Source organism: Loktanella agnita (genome assembly GCF_046640325.1).
GTDB lineage: Bacteria > Pseudomonadota > Alphaproteobacteria > Rhodobacterales > Rhodobacteraceae > Yoonia > Yoonia agnita.
This window is the reverse complement of the sequence record NZ_JBJMBF010000006.1, coordinates 38,768-54,989: the sequence shown is the minus strand read 5'-3', so window position 1 is coordinate 54,989 and position 16,222 is coordinate 38,768. Positions and strand designations below refer to the sequence as shown.

Here is a 16,222-nt window from a genome sequence, read left to right as displayed (position 1 = left end):
TGTCTTGTCCAAATGCATCAATGTGCCACCCCGGCGGCGACGCTTTCGTCGATGAATCTGCCCTCGCGGAAACGGTTCATGCTGAATGCGTCGGTCAGCGGCGAATGTCCCTTGGCCATCAGCTCGGCCATGGCCCAGCCAGAGCCGGGGATCGCCTTGAAACCACCGGTGCCCCAACCACAATTGACGAAAACACCATCGACAGGCGTTTTTGATAGGATCGGTGAGCGATCACCGGTCACATCCACAATCCCGCCCCATTGCCGCAGCATTTTCAGCCGCGAAATCATCGGGAAGGTCTCGACCAATGCGCGCACGGTTTCCTCGATATGATGGAAAGAGCCGCGCTGGGTATAGTTGTTATACCCATCAGTGCCGCCGCCGATCACCATCTCGCCCTTGTCGGATTGTGACATGTAGCCGTGGACGGTGTTGGCCATGACAACCACATCCATGCAAGGCTTGATCGGCTCTGACACCAATGCCTGCAACGCCACGCTTTCCAGTGGCAAACGAAAACCCGCCATCTGGGACAGCACGCCGGAATGCCCGGCCACGACGATCCCCAGCTTGTCGCAATCAATCGGGCCTTGCGAAGTGTCCACGCCGTGGATCTTGCCGCCCTGTTGCCGAATACCTGTGACCTCGCATTGCTGGATCACATCCATGCCCATATCGGAACAAGCGCGGGCATAGCCCCAGGCCACCGCATCATGGCGGGCCGTGCCGCCGCGCGCTTGCCACAGCCCACCCAGCACAGGATAGCGTGGGCCACTGATATTCATGATCGGGCAAAGCTCTTTGACCCGATCCGGGCCGATCCATTCGGTTTGCACACCCTGCAAAGCATTCGCATGGGCGGTGCGTTTATATCCCCGCACCTCATGCTGGGTCTGGGCGAGCATGATGACACCGCGCGGGCTGAACATGACGTTATAGTTCAGGTCCTGGCTCATCGTTTCGTACAGGCTGCGGGCCTTTTCATAAAGCGCGGCAGAGGGGTCCTGCAGATAGTTCGACCGAATAATCGTGGTGTTGCGGCCGGTATTGCCGCCGCCCAGCCAGCCTTTTTCCAAGATCGCGACATTGGTTATGCCGAAATTCTTGCCCAGATAATAGGCCGTGGCTAGCCCGTGCCCGCCGGCGCCAACGATGATCACATCGTATTTTTTCTTTGGCGCACGCTTGGCCCAGGCGCGCCCCCACCCGGTGTGATAGCGCAATGCTTCGCGTGCTACAGCAAAGGCGGAATAACGTTTCATGCGCGAATCCCCGTGTGGGTGGGTGAACTTATCCCGTTTCTGTCTGTTTCGCAGTCTGTGCAGGAGACTGCCAGCGGCGTCTGGCTGATCTTTTACGACATGGTCCCACGGTTGGAAATGGCATTGCGTCGCAGGGGGTTTTCACAACCCACAGGCACCGCTATGTCTGACCAGGATCTAAACGGGAAAACCCATGATTTTCTGGCTTGTCTGCCTTGTTCTGACCTTCATGGTGGCAGCCCTTGTCATCCGCCCGCTACTGCGCCCGGTCCAAGCAGTGCCCGAAAACCCCGATGTCGCGCTATACAAAGCCCAGCTGGCCGAAATCGACCGCGATGTCGCGCGCGAGGTTTTAGCAGCAGAAGAGGCCGAGCAAGCAAGGACCGAGGTCGCGCGCCGTTTATTGGCTGCAAGCAAAGCCACCGCCCCCACTGCCCAAAACGGCCCTGCGATGCGATCTTCAATCTTAATCACGCTGCTGGTGCTGGGCATAAGTTTTGGCACCTATTACGCGCTCGGCGCGCCCGGCTATGGTGATCTGCCATTGCAGGCGCGTCTGGACGCGTCCGACGCGATGCGCAAAAACCGCCCGTCACAAGCCGCGCTAGAGGCCGCCGCCCCTACCCCGCCCCCCACAGATGTGCCTGAGGAATACAGCGCCGCCGTAGCACAGCTTCGCACCATCGCACCAACCCGGCCCGATGATATAGAAGCGTGGTCGCGCCTTGCCTTTCACGAGGTCGAGTTGCGCAACTATGCCGGTGCCGCTCGCGCACAAAAGCGAGTTATAGAAATCAAGGGGGATGACGCTGGCACGGCGGACAGGCAGCGCCTGCTTGATCTACTAGTGGTCGCCGCAGGTGGTTTCGTGTCACCTGAGGCCGAAGCGCTGATCAATCAGATGCTGAACACAGATGAAAACAACACTGCCGCCCGCTATTATCTGGGTATGCTTTACAACCAAACCGACCGGCCCGACATTGCCTATCGCATGTGGCGGGGCATGGCAGAGAGCGGTGATCCGCAAAGCTTTCACGTCGCATCTGCCCGCGCACAGATCGAAGACGCGGCCTATCGGGCCGGGATCGACTATACGCTGCCCGACATCCGCGGGCCTTCTGCTGCGGATATCGCCAATGCGGAAAATATGACCGCAGAAGAACGCCAGCAAATGATCGGCATGATGGTCGCCGGGCTGGCCGACCGGTTGGCGACAGAAGGCGGCACAGCCGCCGATTGGGCACGGCTGATCCGGGCCTATGGCGTACTGGGCGATCAAGAGGCCGCAGGCGCGGTCTGGGCCGAAGCACGCGGCGTTTTTGGCGCAAGCACAGAGGCGATGGATGTGTTGACGGCGGCCGCCGATGCAGCAGGGGTGCGACAATGATCCTACAAACGCCAGAAGAATTTGCCGCACAGTTGCCCCCACTTGGTGCCATTGCCGGGCTTGATCTGGGCACCGTGACCATTGGCGTTGCCATCTCGGACAATATGCGCGGCATCGCGACCCCGGTCACGACAATCAAGCGCAAGAAGTTCACGCTGGACGCTGCCAAGCTGCTGGAACTGACAACCGCGCGGCTGGTGCACGGGCTGGTGCTGGGTCTGCCGCGCAATATGGATGGCTCTGAAGGGCCGCGCAGCCAAGCGACGCGCGCCTTTGCGCGGAACCTTGAAAAGCTGACGCCGCTGCCGATCACCTTTTGGGATGAACGGCTGTCCACCGTGGCGGCGGAGCGCGCGCTGCTAGAGGCGGATACCTCGCGAAAGCGTCGCGGGGAGGTCATTGATCATGTGGCGGCTGGGTATATTCTGCAAGGGTTGCTGGACCGGTTAGTCCATATGAAGGGCACATTGTGAGCAAATCTGAAAACACAGATCATATCTGGTCGCGGGCCGAGATCGAAAGCCCTTGCATCAAGATTTGCGTCATTGAACCCAAGAGCCGGCTCTGCACCGGCTGCCTGCGCAGCATCGACGAAATCAGCGCGTGGTCGCGTATGACACCTGACGCGCGGCAGGAAGTGATGGCAGAATTACCCGCACGCAAGAAACAGATTACCCGGCGACGTGGCGGGCGGAACGGACGCATAAAGTAAGGTGGATCCGGATCCACCTTACGGGCCGGAACATCGCAGCTACCGCACGGCGGCATTAGCGCCCCCGGCACGCCCGGACACAGCTTGCCACGCCACAAATCACCCGCTACATCTTGGCTTACGCAGGGGAGTCCCGCCCAAGGGACTGAGAGGCAGATAGGGAGAAATCCCGGTGACGCGACCCTTTGAACCTGACCCAGTTGATACTGGCGTAGGAAGCTTGGATCGCACTGCCGGGGCTTGGTCTGGCTTATCGCGTCTCCTGACATAAAGGTTGCCCGTTTCTTGGCACCTTTGCCTCCTCTCCGCGTCATCTGGTGTCCTTCATCATTGCCAGCTTGAGGAGCACCAAAATGAACATCCCCACCCCAAAGATCACCACAGGCGGGCTGCCTGCTGCGCGCAAGATCCATGTCAGCGGCGCGCTGCACCCAGATCTGCAAGTGCCCATGCGCGAAATTGCCCTGCACCCCACAGCCGGGGAACCACCGCTGGTCGTCTATGACAGCTCTGGCCCCTATACCGACCCGGACATCGTGACCGATATCGCAAAAGGTCTGCCACATTTGCGCAGCACATGGATCAGCGCGCGTGGCGATGTGGCCGCCTATGCCGGGCGCAGGGTCACAGCAGCTGATAACGGCTTTGCCGCCGAAAGCCAGCTAACCCCCGCGTTCCCGATCAAAGCGCAACCGCTGCGCGCCACCGGCGATGCACCTGTGACCCAACTGGCCTATGCCCGCGCAGGGATCATCACACCCGAAATGGAATTTGTCGCAATCCGCGAAAACCAACTGCGCGAGAACACCCCCGCCCCGCGCGATGGGAATGATTGGGGGGCCAATATCCCCGATTACGTGACACCGGAATTCGTGCGGTCTGAAATCGCGGCAGGCCGGGCGATCATTCCGGCAAATATCAACCACCCCGAACTAGAACCGATGATCATCGGGCGCAATTTTCTGGTGAAGATCAATGCCAATATGGGCACCTCTGCTGTGAGCTCTTCAATGGAAGAAGAAGTAGACAAGCTCGTCTGGTCGATCCGCTGGGGCGCCGATACGGTGATGGACCTGTCCACCGGGCGCAACATTCATAACACCCGCGAATGGATCATACGCAACAGCCCGGTCCCCATCGGCACGGTTCCGATTTATCAGGCCCTCGAAAAGGTAAATGGCATCGCCGAGGACCTGACATGGGAGGTCTTTCGCGACACACTGATCGAACAGGCCGAACAAGGGGTCGACTACTTCACCATTCATGCCGGTGTGCGCCTGCATATGGTGCCGATGACGGTGGACCGCGTTACCGGGATCGTCTCGCGCGGTGGATCTATCATGGCCAAATGGTGCCTGCATCATCACCGAGAAAGCTTTCTCTATGAACACTTCGCGGAAATCTGCGACATCTGCCGCGCCTATGATGTCAGTTTCTCGCTTGGCGACGGGCTGCGCCCCGGCTCTATCGCCGATGCCAATGACGCCGCACAATTTGCCGAATTGGAAACGCTGGGCGAGCTGACACAGATCGCATGGGCGAAAGATTGTCAGGTCATGATCGAAGGGCCCGGCCATGTGGCCATGCACAAGATCAAAGAGAACATGGATAAGCAGTTGGAATGCTGCCAAGAGGCACCGTTTTATACGCTCGGGCCACTCACCACCGATATCGCGCCGGGCTACGACCATATCACCAGTGGGATCGGGGCAGCGATGATCGGCTGGTTTGGCTGCGCCATGCTTTGCTATGTCACACCGAAGGAACATCTGGGGCTTCCTGACCGGGATGATGTGAAAACCGGTGTCATCACCTATAAAATTGCCGCCCATGCCGCCGATTTGGCCAAAGGATTGCCAGGCGCGCAGCGGCGCGATGACGCGCTCAGCCGGGCACGGTTCGAATTCCGCTGGGAGGATCAGTTCAACCTGTCACTTGACCCCGACACGGCCCGCGATTTCCACGATCAGACCCTACCGAAAGAGGCGCATAAGGTCGCCCATTTCTGTTCCATGTGCGGGCCGAAATTCTGTTCCATGCGGATCAGCCACGATATCCGCGCCGAGGCGCAGAAAGAGGGCATGGATGCGATGGCCCAAAAATTCCGCGAAGCAGGCGAGATTTATCTTTCAACGCAAGATGAAGAAACCTGAAACTTGCACCCCTTCCCCCGGTCTTAAGACTGGGGGAAAACAAAACACCGGTCGCGCCGCAGCATCAGCCAAAGCGGTGTGCCCGGCTGCGGCAGAAAAACAGATGGCACTGTTGCGCGCAGGATTGAGCCGTCAAAATCCATCCGAAGTTCTACCAAGCTTGACGCCCCCATGAACCGCGCGCGCTGCACGGTGCCACGTGCTGCGCTGCCATCTTCTGGCGTCGGATTGGGCCCGCGCCCGTCGCGATCAAAGTCGATCTTGATATGTTGCGGACGGATCACAATATCGACCTCTGTCCCGTCGGGTACACCGGGGGCCAGAAACTGACCAAAGGGTGTGTCAGTCAGCGCACCCTGCACCCGACCGCTGATCACGTTGATATCACTGAAAAACGCAGCGGCGGCGCGGTCTTTCGGGGCATTGTAGATATTGTAGGGGGCACCCTGCTGGACGATCCGGCCATCGCGCATCAGCGCAATTTCATCGGCCATGCGCATCGCCTCGCCCGGTTCATGCGTCACCAAAAGCACCGCCGTCCCTTCGCTTTTCAGCACATCCAGTGTCTCGTCCCGGATGTCATCACGCAGCCGGTCATCAAGGCCAGAAAAGGGTTCATCCATCAGCATGATACGCGGCCGGGGTGCCAATGCGCGGGCCAGTGCCACGCGTTGCTGTTCGCCGCCCGACAATTGCTGCGGATATTCATCAACGAACCGCGACATGCCCACCTTGTCCAGCAGATCATGAACGCGGGTTTTGCTGTCACGGCCTTTCAGGCCAAAGGCGACGTTCTTGCCAACCGTCAGATGCGGAAACAGCGCAAAATCCTGAAACATCAGCCCGATACCGCGCCCTTCGGGTGGCACCCGATAAACCGTGTCGCAGACCAGCGCGCCATCCACATGGATCGTGCCGCTGCCTTGCATTTCGACGCCAGCAACGATCCGCAATGTCGTCGACTTGCCGCAGCCCGAGGGACCAAGCAGACAGGTGACCTGACCGGGACTGACAGTCAAACTGACATCATCCACAACGCGCCGACCACCAAACTCTTTGACGATATTGCTAATCTGAAGACGTGGCGGCTGCATGAGCACCTGACTAAAACCATTGGCTATTGCGCAACTAGCAATGGATGGCGGCAAGGGCAAGTCAGGTCAGGATGAACCCTTGCGATCCGATAATGCGCCCGTTCATCTGCACATGCAGCATGTGTGCGCCGGGGTGCAGGGTGAAGGTCGTCGCATTATCCTTGAAGACTTGTTTCTTTTTCAGCACCAGCGGCTTGCCCGCTTTGGCATCCAGCACCTTTAATTTAAAGACTTTCGGGGCTGTCTTGCCATTCGCTTTGACGAAGTCGATCACATAATCGACGATCAGCGGCGCATCCGTGACGGTGGTCAGCGTCACTGCGATCACGGCCGTTCCCCCGCGCGGGATGGTCGCAGGTGTGATTGTGAAATCTATCAGTTCAACCGGCAGATCGGGCCGATAGCCCAGATGCAACATCGCTCCTGCATGGCCTGCTTTGATCAGGTTGCGCAGCGCGTGCTTGCGCATCCATGTCAGTTCCTTTGACGATTGCGCGTCGGCCTTCTGCCATCCCTGCAACCGGGTGATCACGGCATCCGGGTCGGTGCGAGCGATGTCGTTCAAGTGATTGGCCACAGACCGGGTGACAAAGCGCGTCGGGTCGCCATGCAGTTGATCCAGCAAGGGCAATGTTTGTGCGGCCTCAAGCCGCACTGCCTTGCCCCAAGGCAGTTTGGGCCGCGTGCCCTCGCTCACCAATCGTCGCACATGATAGTGGTCGTGCCCCACCCAATTTTGCATCCGTTCCAGCGTGGCATCGGGCCAGTGGTTCAGAAAAGCACGGATAGCAAATTCCATCGAAAAGCGCTGCGTGATCTGTTCCAGCAAATCAAGGCTGCGGTCGCGGTGATCCGCGACCCCATGCTTTTCCACATAGACGCCCAGCGGTGCGTAAATGAAATGGCCGAAATCATCGTCCGACAGGGTGGGATCAAGCGGCGGCGGCAGGGCTGCCGTGATCGCATCTGCCGCTGCTGGAAATTCCGGCGGCAGATGTGCTGTCAGCACCTCTGCAATCATTTGCACCCGCGCCATCAGTTCCAGCGCGGGCATCTGTGCCATGACGTCCTGTACGAATGGATCCGCCCGAAACACCCCTGCCATTTCAAAATGACCGCCCAGCTGGGCGACCGTTTCGGCGTTAAACAAGTGATCCTTCAGGCTGAACCGGTCCGCCATCAGATTGTCGCGTTGATCGCGCCGCCATCCAGTACGATATTCTGGCCGACAATGAACCCGGCATGCTGCGAGCACAGGAAGGCGCACATCGCGCCAAACTCCTGCCGCGTACCATAGCGGCGGGCGGGAATTGTTGCCTCACGTTGTTTTTTCGCGGCATCCATATCGATACCCTGCGCCTTGGCTACCCCGGTATCAAGGCTAATCGCACGGTCAGTCGCATGGATACCCGGCAGCAGGTTGTTCACGTTCACGCCATATTGGGCGACCTGACGCGAGGTACCGGCGACATATCCTGTCAGACCCGCACGGGCTGAATTCGACAGACCCAGTTGCGGGATCGGTGCCTTGACCGAGCCAGAGGTGATGTTGACCACCCGGCCCCAGCCCTGATCAATCATCGCAGGCATCAGCGCCTTCATTAGTGCAATGGGGGCCAGCATGTTGGCATCCAGCGCCTTGATAAAATCATCACGTTCCCAGTCCGACCACAGACCCGGAGGCGGGCCGCCTGCGTTATTCACAAGAATATCGACATTGCCCGCAGCGTCCAGCAATGCGGCGCGGCCATCGTTCAGGGCAACATCGGCGGCGACGGTGGTGACCTCTACCCCGTAGGTGCTGCGAATTTCTTCTGCCGTGGCTTCCAGCGCATCTGCACCGCGTCCGTTCAGGACCAGATTGACGCCTGCCCCTGCCAAAGCCTCGGCACAGCCGCGCCCCAGCCCTTTTGACGATGCGCAGACCAGCGCGCGTTTTCCTGTGATGCCAAGATCCATGACCCGTTCTCCCGATTTGTTTCATCAAAGGACCTAGCACCGCGCCATAACTTCGGCAATTGCCGCGCAGGACTTGGCGGGCGGGCGGCCAACGTGTAAGTGCGAACTATGCGCACGAACGCCATGACCATTGATGTCTTTCCAGCCGAGACCCTTGTCGTGACAGAGGGGGCCGGACCGGGTGACCCGATCTCTTTCGCCGATGATCTGATGCTGGATGATGTCTATCACCTGCGCGCCGGTGCCATGACGCAAGAGCTTGGTTTGTTACGTGAAAACAATAGCCTGCACCGGGCGGACGATGTGGGCAATATCGTTCATCTGGATAGCTGCCTGACCCTGATGGGTCCCGACGGCAGCACCCATGAGGTGTTGATCTTGGTCGAAGTTGCCGATGGTCTGGCTGCCGCAATTTTTTTCCTGCCATTGGGAGAGCTTTCCCCTGACGCCGATTACCGTCTGATCGGGGTCGAACGGCACGCCGCCACCCGCCGCTTTGCCGAGGCCGCCTGCGGCTCTTTCGCGCGCGGCACGCATATTACCCTGTCAGACGGGCGCATGGTGCCGATTGAGACGCTCAAGGTCGGTGACCTGATCCTGACGCGCGACGCAGGCACGCAGCCGATCCGTTGGATTGGGCAGACCACAATGCGCGCAAATGGGATCTTTGCCCCGGTCGTGATCGCCAAGGGCGCGCTGCATAATGAGGATGATCTGGTCATCCGCCCCGATCACCGAATCTTTGTTTACCAGCGCGAGGACCGTATCGGGATTGGTCGCGCCGAAGTACTGATCAAGGCCCGGCATTTGATCAACGGCACAACGGTGACCCGGCGCAGCGGCGGGTTCATTGACTATTTCCAGCTGATCTTTGACCATCATCACATTATCTATGCAGAAGGTATTTCTGCGGAATCGCATCTCATTGATCCCCGTACCCGACCCGCCCTGCCGGAAGGTGCCACACAAACCGATCATGGCCATCAGCCGCATTTGGATTACGAAGTACAGGACCAGTTGATCGCCTCAGCCAAAGCCGCCGCACTGCTGCGCCGCGCGTCGCAGGGTTAAGGCGCGGTTGTCGCGGCAAAAGCCCCATCGAACACATCCACGGTGACCCCGGTGCTGATATCGCCAAAGATGACCCCGGTCATGCCCGCGCCCTCCTGCCCCCGAAAATCCCCTGCAAGCGTCCCATCCAACATGTAGCCTGTGCCGTCATCCGTCAGTGCCCCACTAAGCTAGGCGTCAAACTGGTAATCAATGTCCGGCATGGCGGTGGGATGCAGCACACCATCACTAACCTGCAATACCCCGCCAAGCGCATTGCCGCTGTTGCTTTGCAGATTTCGGATATCGCCCAGCACCGGTAATGCGCCAGCATCAAATGCAACAGTCAGCGCCAGATCACCGATATAAGGGGTCGCCGGTGTCGCACCCAATGGCAGATCAAGCCGGACCAGCCCCACGTAGCTGACCGTGCCGCCTGTCGGAAGTTGCACAAAAGGCATGTCTGGCAGCGCGGAAACCTCGTCGTGCAGGTCCTTGAAGTCGCTCAAGTTTGACGGGTTATCAGTGCCACCTCCGCCACAGGCAGTCAGACACATCAGGGCTATCAGCGCACGCAACATATGCACAGGATGGGTCATACACGGTTAACGGCAACTTAAGGGGGCACGACGCCCGGTGTTTCCCCAATCAACACAAGCGTCCCGTCTGTGGGCGCGCCGTTGCGTGTCGCCCCCACCTCCGGATCGACCGCAGATAGCGCTCCAATTGGATTTCCCAGAAACGCCCCGTCCATCGTCCCCCCGACAACCAGCGTATCACCCGGCCCGCTAAGCACACCGCCATAATCCAAAGTCACCGCATTCGCCTGTGCCACGCCGATTGTGCCGCCATCGATGCTGATCGTGCCGGAGTAATTTGCAATATCGCCGCCGGTTTCCCTGCCAAAGAAATTATCCATGCGGCCGCTGATCGCCGCAGCGCCAAAACCGACCGTTACCGTTGCATCGCCCACCAGCCCCAATATGCTGCCGGTGGGTTCGACCTGCATAATGACAAAACCATCAAAGGTCGCGCTGCCCACGTCTGGCATGGCAGCGTCAGGTGTTGGCGCCATGCCCGTCGCGCCTGCGTCGGGATCACCCAGCACGCGCATCCGCTGCGATTCGTAAACATCCAGACGACCCAAGCGCGGGTCCATCCCGCTGCCACCGGTCCCGCCACTGCCACCGCCACCGCCGCAAGCGGCCAGCAGAAACACGGCGATATAGAATACTCTGCGCATCTGACCTCCGAACACTAGGGTTCTCGAAGCCTTGCTAACCCCGGAAACCCAATTATTGGTTAATCCGGTCCTGATGAGCCAATTGAATGCACAGTTGCGGCGTCCATTGCTCTTTGCCGGGCAAGCGCATACATCAGCGCGCATGACAAATCGCCCCGCACTCCCTGCTGAAATCGCCCGTCGCCGCACCTTTGCGATCATCTCGCACCCGGATGCGGGCAAGACGACACTGACCGAAAAATTCCTGCTGTATGGTGGCGCGATCCAGATGGCGGGTCAGGTGCGCGCCAAGGGCGAGGCACGGCGTACCCGGTCGGACTTTATGCAGATGGAAAAGGACCGGGGGATTTCGGTCAGCGCGTCGGCTATGTCGTTTGATTTCGAAAAATACCGGTTCAATCTGGTCGACACGCCCGGCCACTCGGATTTTTCCGAGGACACCTATCGCACGCTGACAGCCGTGGATGCGGCGGTGATGGTGATTGACGGGGCAAAGGGTGTGGAAAGCCAAACACAGAAACTCTTTGAGGTCTGCCGCCTGCGCGACCTGCCGATCTTGACGTTTTGCAACAAGATGGACCGCGAAAGCCGCGATACGTTCGAAATCATTGACGAAATTCAAGAAAATCTGGCGATTGACGTGACGCCCGCCGCCTGGCCCATCGGGGTGGGCCGCGAATTCATGGGCACCTATGACATTCTACGCGACCGGCTGGAGCTGATGGATCGCGCCGACCGGAACAAGGTCGCCGAAAGCATCGCGATCAGCGGTCTGGACGACCCCAAACTGGCCGAAAATGTGCCTGCCCATCTACTGGAAAAGTTCCTTGAAGAGATCGAGATGGCCAAGGAGCTGCTGCCAAAGCTTGATCATGAAAGCGTGCTGAACGGATCGATGACGCCGATTTGGTTCGGCTCTGCCATCAATTCGTTTGGGGTGAAGGAGCTGATGGACGGGCTGGCGACCTATGGCCCCGAACCGCAGGTCCAAACAGCGCAGCCGCGCAATATTGCGCCGGAAGAATCCAAGGTTGCGGGATTTGTGTTCAAGGTGCAGGCCAATATGGATCCGAAACACCGCGACCGGGTGGCGTTTGTGCGCCTTGCGTCGGGTCATTTTGAACGTGGCATGAAGCTGACCCATGTGCGGTCGAAAAAGCAGATGGCGATCACCAACCCGGTGCTGTTTCTGGCCGCCGACCGTGAATTGGCTGAAGAGGCCTGGGCAGGCGATATTATCGGCATCCCCAATCACGGCCAGCTCCGCATCGGCGACACCCTGACCGAAGGCGAAGCGATCCGGGTCAGCGGCATACCATCCTTTGCGCCGGAACTGTTGCAGGCCTGCCGCGCGGGCGACCCGATGAAGGCCAAGCATCTGGAAAAAGCCCTGATGCAATTCGCCGAAGAAGGCGCCGCCAAAGTGTTCAAACCGACCTTTGGGTCCGGGTTCATCGTGGGCGTAGTAGGTGCATTGCAGTTTGAGGTGCTCGCCAGCCGGATCGAGATGGAATACGGCCTGCCTGTCCGGTTTGAGGCGTCGCAATTCACCTCTGCCCGCTGGGTGCACGGGGCCAAAGACGCGGTCGAAAAATTTGCTGCCGCCAATAAACAGCATATCGCCGAAGATAATGACGGTGACGTGGTGTATCTGACGCGGCTGCAATGGGATATTGACCGGGTCGGCCGGGATTATCCGGATGTGACGTTGAGCGCGACAAAGGAAATGATGGTGTGACGGCGCGCTCTGCTTTGCTCGCGTAAGGTTTTATTAACCTTCGCCGCGCAAGGCTGCGCCATGTTATACCGCAGTCTCTTCCTAAGCCTTGCACTGGCCGCCTGTACGCCGGGCAATGATGTCATCACGCACTATGATGACTGGACGGATTTCAACGAATTCGTCACGCCAGAGCACGAGGTTTTTCGCGATAGGAAAGCGATCATGACGGTGCGCCCGGTGATTATCACGCGCGGCGGACAGCGGGCCTATGGGGTGCTCACCAATATCCGCCGCCGGGTGCCGAATGGGCCGATGGTCGAGACCATGTATTCCGGCGATATCCGGCTGCACTATCAAAAACATGACACGCTATGGTCGCATTGTATCGACGGGTGCCAGCGGGCCGAAGTGGGCGTAATCCATTTGAGCGAGGCTGCTTTTCACGCGGCTGCGGTAACAGGGTTGCCAATCCGCGTGCAAGGGCGGCGCGGTCGCTATCATGGCACGGTCCCCGGCGCGTTATTTCAGCGGGTACTGGACGTGGGTTGACGCAATTCGCATCTGGCGCAGGCGGGACAGGTGATATGAGGTATTCCAAGTTTTTGCTTAACCGTTGTAGGCTTGCCCTATGCCCTTGCAAAACCGCGTCCTGCCAACCGGAGAGATTGTCGCCATCCCCGCCCGTGGGACGCTGACCGGCAATCGCGGGATTATTCATCGCGACGATCAGACCCTTGGCGCATCGCGCTGGTCACACCAGGCTTGGATCTGCTGTACGTTGGATTGGCAAGGGCGCAAGCGGCAGGTCATGACCGGACGCAAGTGGACCGAGCTGTTCTTTCTGGACGAGGCTGTCGCCCTGGCCGCTGGTCACAGGCCTTGCGGCTATTGCAGGCGCAAGGCCTATCAGCGGTTTCAGCAATTGTGGGCGAAAGCAACAGGCACGCCTGCCAAAGCGCCCAAGATGGACCGGCAACTACATCAGGCCCGCATCGTGCCCGGCAGCCGTAAGCAGCACCGACACGCTGCGCCCATTGCAACATTACCTGATGGCACATTGATCGAACATCGCGATCAACCGCATCTAGTCCGGGGTCGCCACCTGTTTGCCTTCAGTCCCGAAGGCTATCACGCTCCGTTAACGAGACCTGCATCGGGTGAAGCCTGTGTGCTGACCCCTGCCCCGATCGTCGCCGTGCTGCGCGCGGGTTACCACCCGCAGATCAATCCCAGCGCCTTGTAAGCCCGGACCACCGACGCAATACTCTGCCAAAGCCCAGCAAAGGTGTGCCATGCCTGACCCAGATGAAACCTTCCCCGGCGGGGTGCGTGCCCTGCTGCCGCAATATCAAAAACGGCGGTCATTGCTGACCCATAAAGCGGGGGAAGAGCTTGCCCCGGCTGATGTTGATTTCAAAGTGCTCGCCGCGCAGCTTTTGCCGCCGCAGATCAATCCCCGGCCCGACGGGCTAAGCCGCGTGGCGAAAAAGCGGCATATGTTGCTGGGCGAACTGAACGGGCAGAGTGAGCTTGCGCTGCTACACGGGCTTCTGGTGTCACATCTGCGCAAACACACCTATCCCGATCACGCCCCGGCGCTGTTCCGCAGGCTTTGGGCCGAAGAAGAAAACTGGCTGCTTGATCACCTTCCAACCCGCTGGCTGATTTCGGCAGTGATCACCTTTGCTGATCATGGGGAGACGGAAGCCGACAGAAAGTTAGCACAATCACTTAACATTCTATTCTCACTGATGAAGATCTACGAATCTGAACGCAGTTTTTCCGGCCTGCCGCCGCAGGACCGGTTCCGGGTGAGGGATCGGAACAAAGCACCGCTTCCTTTAGGAATGAAGGATTTCTCTGTCCTGCAAGGCGATCTGGAGGCAAATCTGCTGGCACCGCTCTGGCGAGATGCCGAACACGCGCCCGCGACAGGGCGGCTGACGCGGCATTTGTTAGAGGTACTCAACCGCGATGATGGAACCGTATTCCGACGCTTTGCGCTGATGCGCGAGGCGGCGCTCAAAGCAAGGTGATGCCAAGGCCGGAGAGGGCCGCTGGTTGACGCAGCGCAGCATTTCCGCTATCCGCTGCCACGGCCAATCGGCCATTGATGCTCGGGACGCGCGGCAATTTGCGTCCTTTTCACCTTTGCGGACCGATCCGCAGATACAGGACGTACATGACGAAGTTTAATGATTTGAACCTTGATCCCAAGGTTCTCAAGGCCATCGCTGAAACCGGTTACGAAACCCCGACACCCATTCAGGCAGGTGCGATTCCCCCCGCGCTGGAAGGGAAGGATGTTTTGGGTATTGCACAGACCGGCACTGGCAAGACGGCCAGCTTTACCCTGCCGATGATTACACTTCTGGGCCGGGGGCGGGCGCGGGCGCGCATGCCGCGCTCCCTCGTGCTGGCGCCCACACGGGAATTGGCTGCACAGGTTGGCGAAAATTTCGACGCTTACGCCAAATACACCAAGCTGACCAAGGCATTGCTGATCGGTGGCACCAGCTTCAAGGATCAGGACCAGCTGATCGACAAGGGCGTGGACGTGTTGATCGCGACCCCCGGTCGCCTGCTGGACCACCTGGAACGCGGCAAACTGATCCTGACCGATGTCAAGATTATGGTGGTGGACGAAGCAGACCGGATGCTCGACATGGGGTTCATTCCCGATATCGAAGAAATCTTTAAACGCACGCCGTTTACCCGCCAGACCCTGTTCTTCAGCGCCACTATGGCACCAGAGATTGAGCGGATCACCAACACCTTCCTCTCGGCCCCGGCCAAGATCGAAGTGGCCCGTGCGGCGACGACGAATGTGAACATCAAACAGGGCGTTGTCGTTTTCAAATCTGCCGACAAGCGCAAGGAAGCCACTGAAAAACGTGCCCTTTTGCGAGCCTTGATCGACGCCGAAGGCGACGCCTGTTCCAATGCGATCATCTTTTGCAACCGCAAGTCGGATGTGGATATCGTCTCGAAATCATTGACCAAATATGGCTACAACGCCGCGCCGATCCACGGCGACCTTGACCAGTCGCATCGGACAAAAACATTGGATAAGTTCCGCGACAATGATCTGCGGTTCCTCGTAGCGTCTGACGTGGCTGCGCGGGGGCTCGACATTCCTGCTGTGACCCATGTGTTCAATTTCGATGTGCCCAGCCACGCCGAGGATTATGTGCACCGGATCGGGCGCACAGGGCGCGCGGGCCGCAGCGGCACCGCGATCATGATCTGCAATCCGCGCGACACCAAGAATCTGGAAGACGTGGAACGTCTGGTCGCGGCGGAAATCCCTCGGCTTGAAAGCCCGCTGGATAATGCACAGGCCCCAGCCGCCGATACGCCCGAAGCTGAAGAAAAGCCAAAGCGCACCCGGACCCGTCGCAAACCGGAACCAAAGGCGCAAGAGGCTCAGGCAGACGAAAAGCCGGCACAGGAAGATCGACCAAAGCGGGACGAAAAGCCCCGTCAGGATCGCTCGCGCAGCCCACGCGGCCGTGGCCGTAACGAACCTGATGTGGTGGGCATGGGCGACGACACCCCTGCCTTTATCGCGATGAGCTTTTCAGAACGGGCAAAGCTTTAACCCCGCGACCGCCCCTCTGCTATAATAACAAAAAAGGCATG

At 59.1% G+C, this 16,222-nt stretch carries 17 protein-coding genes and 1 riboswitch; of the genes, 10 read left to right on the top strand and 7 right to left on the bottom strand.

Going from position 1 to position 16,222, the window contains the following annotated elements; translation table 11 throughout:
* Positions 1–17: 17 nt before the first annotated feature.
* A complete protein-coding gene (locus tag ACJ5NV_RS08285) occupies positions 18–1,262 on the bottom strand; it encodes a sarcosine oxidase subunit beta family protein (RefSeq protein WP_411643199.1) in 1,245 nt (414 codons plus the stop codon).
* A gap of 193 nt (positions 1,263–1,455) precedes the next feature.
* Between ACJ5NV_RS08285 and ccmI the strand changes: the two genes are divergently transcribed.
* From ccmI to thiC, 4 genes are all read left to right on the top strand, one after another.
* Entirely contained in the window at positions 1,456–2,649 is a 1,194-nt protein-coding gene (gene ccmI, locus ACJ5NV_RS08280) for a c-type cytochrome biogenesis protein CcmI (protein ID WP_411643198.1), read from the top strand.
* Positions 2,646–3,122: a Holliday junction resolvase RuvX gene (ruvX, locus tag ACJ5NV_RS08275; protein WP_411643197.1), complete on the top strand. Its 477-nt coding sequence runs from the start codon at positions 2,646–2,648 to the stop codon at positions 3,120–3,122. The genes ccmI and ruvX overlap by 4 nt, the downstream gene beginning before the upstream one ends.
* Positions 3,119–3,361, top strand: coding sequence for a DUF1289 domain-containing protein (locus tag ACJ5NV_RS08270; protein WP_411643196.1), 243 nt, complete (start codon positions 3,119–3,121; stop codon positions 3,359–3,361). Before ruvX ends, ACJ5NV_RS08270 begins: the two co-directional genes overlap by 4 nt.
* 114 nt (positions 3,362–3,475) lie before the next feature.
* A riboswitch (TPP riboswitch) is annotated at positions 3,476–3,596 on the top strand.
* 118 nt (positions 3,597–3,714) lie between these two features.
* Positions 3,715–5,514 carry a phosphomethylpyrimidine synthase ThiC gene (gene thiC / locus ACJ5NV_RS08265; RefSeq protein ID WP_411643195.1) on the top strand — a complete coding sequence of 600 codons (1,800 nt, stop codon included), beginning with the start codon at positions 3,715–3,717 and terminating at the stop codon, positions 5,512–5,514.
* 23 nt (positions 5,515–5,537) lie between these two features.
* On the opposite strand, the gene ACJ5NV_RS08260 is transcribed toward thiC, so the two are convergent.
* The 3 genes from ACJ5NV_RS08260 to ACJ5NV_RS08250 all read right to left on the bottom strand — a co-directional run bounded on the left by ACJ5NV_RS08260 (position 5,538) and on the right by ACJ5NV_RS08250 (position 8,567).
* Complete coding sequence (locus ACJ5NV_RS08260; protein WP_411643194.1) at positions 5,538–6,608, bottom strand: ABC transporter ATP-binding protein; 1,071 nt, start codon at positions 6,606–6,608, stop codon at positions 5,538–5,540.
* A gap of 61 nt (positions 6,609–6,669) precedes the next feature.
* On the bottom strand, positions 6,670–7,788 hold the full coding sequence (locus ACJ5NV_RS08255) for a DNA alkylation repair protein (RefSeq protein ID WP_411643193.1): 1,119 nt from the start codon (positions 7,786–7,788) through the stop codon (positions 6,670–6,672).
* Positions 7,788–8,567 (bottom strand): SDR family oxidoreductase, encoded by a 780-nt coding sequence (locus ACJ5NV_RS08250; RefSeq protein WP_411643192.1) that lies wholly within the window; start codon positions 8,565–8,567, stop codon positions 7,788–7,790. The genes ACJ5NV_RS08255 and ACJ5NV_RS08250 overlap by 1 nt, the downstream gene beginning before the upstream one ends.
* Positions 8,568–8,675: 108 nt before the next feature.
* Here ACJ5NV_RS08250 and ACJ5NV_RS08245 point away from each other — a divergent pair, with 108 nt between their 5' ends.
* Positions 8,676–9,638 carry a Hint domain-containing protein gene (locus ACJ5NV_RS08245; protein WP_411643191.1) on the top strand — a complete coding sequence of 321 codons (963 nt, stop codon included), beginning with the start codon at positions 8,676–8,678 and terminating at the stop codon, positions 9,636–9,638.
* On the opposite strand, the gene ACJ5NV_RS08240 is transcribed toward ACJ5NV_RS08245, so the two are convergent.
* The 3 genes from ACJ5NV_RS08240 to ACJ5NV_RS08230 all read right to left on the bottom strand — a co-directional run bounded on the left by ACJ5NV_RS08240 (position 9,635) and on the right by ACJ5NV_RS08230 (position 10,860).
* The gene (locus ACJ5NV_RS08240; RefSeq protein WP_411643190.1) at positions 9,635–9,772 is read right to left on the bottom strand and encodes a hypothetical protein; all 138 of its coding nucleotides are present in this window, start codon (positions 9,770–9,772) and stop codon (positions 9,635–9,637) included. The two genes, ACJ5NV_RS08245 and ACJ5NV_RS08240, sit on opposite strands and share 4 nt — an antisense overlap.
* A gap of 36 nt (positions 9,773–9,808) precedes the next feature.
* Positions 9,809–10,126, bottom strand: a complete 318-nt coding sequence (locus ACJ5NV_RS08235; RefSeq protein WP_411643189.1) for a hypothetical protein — start codon at positions 10,124–10,126, stop codon at positions 9,809–9,811.
* 107 nt (positions 10,127–10,233) lie between these two features.
* Positions 10,234–10,860, bottom strand: coding sequence for a HupA family protein (locus ACJ5NV_RS08230; protein ID WP_411643188.1), 627 nt, complete (start codon positions 10,858–10,860; stop codon positions 10,234–10,236).
* Positions 10,861–11,002: 142 nt separating this feature from the next.
* On the opposite strand from ACJ5NV_RS08230, the gene ACJ5NV_RS08225 reads away from it, so the two are divergent.
* The 5 genes from ACJ5NV_RS08225 to ACJ5NV_RS08205 all read left to right on the top strand — a co-directional run bounded on the left by ACJ5NV_RS08225 (position 11,003) and on the right by ACJ5NV_RS08205 (position 16,181).
* Positions 11,003–12,598, top strand: coding sequence for a peptide chain release factor 3 (locus tag ACJ5NV_RS08225; protein WP_411643388.1), 1,596 nt, complete (start codon positions 11,003–11,005; stop codon positions 12,596–12,598).
* 60 nt (positions 12,599–12,658) lie between these two features.
* Positions 12,659–13,129, top strand: coding sequence for a hypothetical protein (locus tag ACJ5NV_RS08220; RefSeq protein ID WP_411643187.1), 471 nt, complete (start codon positions 12,659–12,661; stop codon positions 13,127–13,129).
* Positions 13,130–13,208: 79 nt separating this feature from the next.
* Positions 13,209–13,823: a hypothetical protein gene (locus ACJ5NV_RS08215; RefSeq protein WP_411643186.1), complete on the top strand. Its 615-nt coding sequence runs from the start codon at positions 13,209–13,211 to the stop codon at positions 13,821–13,823.
* A 49-nt stretch (positions 13,824–13,872) separates the two neighbouring features.
* Entirely contained in the window at positions 13,873–14,616 is a 744-nt protein-coding gene (locus ACJ5NV_RS08210) for a hypothetical protein (RefSeq protein WP_411643185.1), read from the top strand.
* A 146-nt stretch (positions 14,617–14,762) separates the two neighbouring features.
* Entirely contained in the window at positions 14,763–16,181 is a 1,419-nt protein-coding gene (locus tag ACJ5NV_RS08205; protein WP_411643184.1) for a DEAD/DEAH box helicase, read from the top strand.
* Positions 16,182–16,222: the final 41 nt, after the last annotated feature.